The organism is Mesorhizobium sp. M2A.F.Ca.ET.039.01.1.1, from assembly GCF_003998035.1.
In the GTDB taxonomy this organism is placed as follows: Bacteria; Pseudomonadota; Alphaproteobacteria; order Rhizobiales; family Rhizobiaceae; genus Mesorhizobium.
In genome coordinates, this window is record NZ_RZRY01001178.1 from 1 (window position 1) to 1,280 (window position 1,280).

General features: G+C 62.0%; 1 protein-coding gene, 2 tRNA genes and 1 pseudogene. 2 read left to right on the forward strand and 2 right to left on the reverse strand.

Translation table 11 applies throughout. The features are described from left to right. Positions 1-454 (forward strand): phytanoyl-CoA dioxygenase family protein (locus tag EOA24_RS38360; RefSeq protein WP_189354613.1); only part of this gene is annotated, 454 nt, incomplete at its 5' end. Positions 455-511: 57 nt separating this feature from the next. On the opposite strand, the gene EOA24_RS38365 is transcribed toward EOA24_RS38360, so the two are convergent. Continuing rightward, positions 512-587: transfer RNA gene (locus tag EOA24_RS38365), tRNA-Val, on the reverse strand. 219 nt (positions 588-806) lie between these two features. Here EOA24_RS38365 and EOA24_RS38370 point away from each other — a divergent pair. Next, positions 807-883: transfer RNA gene (locus tag EOA24_RS38370), tRNA-Asp, on the forward strand. A gap of 121 nt (positions 884-1,004) precedes the next feature. Here the strand turns inward: EOA24_RS38370 and EOA24_RS38375 are convergent. Beyond that, positions 1,005-1,280 (reverse strand): annotated as a pseudogene (locus tag EOA24_RS38375) (hypothetical protein); the annotation flags it as partial.

A 1,280-nucleotide genomic window follows, 5' to 3' on the forward strand; every position in this document is an offset into this window, starting at 1 on the left:
GGGTGTGCTTTCGCTGGTCCATCAGGACGGCGGCGATATCGGCGGCTTCCAATGCGTGCCCTATCTGTTCGAACATTTCGACGAATGGGTGAAGACTCAACCCGCCGACCGCGATCCGCATCATCCGGATATGAGAGGGATCGAGGACAGGATCGAGAAGCTCGAGCTCTTCCCTGGCGACCTGATGATCTTCAACTCGCTTCTGGCGCATGGCGGGGCGCCGAACACGTCCGACGACAAGGTGCGAATGGCCCAGTATATCTCCATTTTCCCCGCCGATGAGAGCAATCTTGTCGAGCGCGAGGCGCGAATCCGCTCTTGGCGCGAACGCGAGGCGCCGCAGCGCGCCGGCTTTGCCGGCGATCCGCGCAGCTGGGAGAAGAAGCATGCCGAGACGGCAAAGCTGACGCCGCTCGGCGAAAGGCTGCTGGGGGTGGTCAGTTGGAACGGGTAACGTCGGGAGATTGATATGGCGACGGTTCCGCCGTCCTGCATCGGCTGTTCGGCGGACTGGTGGGCGATGACGGGCTCGAACCGCCGACATCTTCGGTGTAAACGAAGCGCTCTACCAACTGAGCTAATCGCCCGCTTGAGCGCGGACCTTTAAGCAGTTAGGGCCGCGTTCGCAAGGCCAAATGAACAGACCGGTGCGCCCGCCATCAGGCGGATTTCCCCAGCCTCGACGCCGTTGTCAAAAAACCTTCTCCTGTTTGTTGTTATGCTTGAATGCCGCGCTTGACACCTGCAAACGAACCCCTTATCCACCGCCCCAACGACGAACACGCCTGACACGTGCTCGTCAGTGCGCGGGTGTAGCTCAGTCGGTTAGAGTGCCGGCCTGTCACGCCGGAGGTCGCGGGTTCGAGCCCCGTCACTCGCGCCATCATCCTTGACAGGATCAATCGGAAAATCGGCTTATCCGGCGCATTTAACGCGCGTGCGGGGCTGTATTAAGCGGCAGTGGGGCCCCTGCGGGGCCGCCACCTTGTCGAGGGCTCAGGTCGCTACTGCCTGACGTAGCAGCGTTTGTGAGCGCCTGGAGCGGGATCATCGCCGAAAGCGTCGTTGCTGCAGCGAACGCCGTTCCTGAAGACGTCCTGCGTGTATTGGCCACGTGCGCCGTATCTGACCATCGCGCGGCCGCGGAAATCGCAGAACTCACCCTCCCTGGCGCAGGCGATCCATTCGCCGCGGTCCGGGCGCGAGCCGTAGTCATCGTCCCCGTAATCATTGTCATCGCCATAGCCGCCGCCACGCGCCACGAAATAACAGGCCTTTTC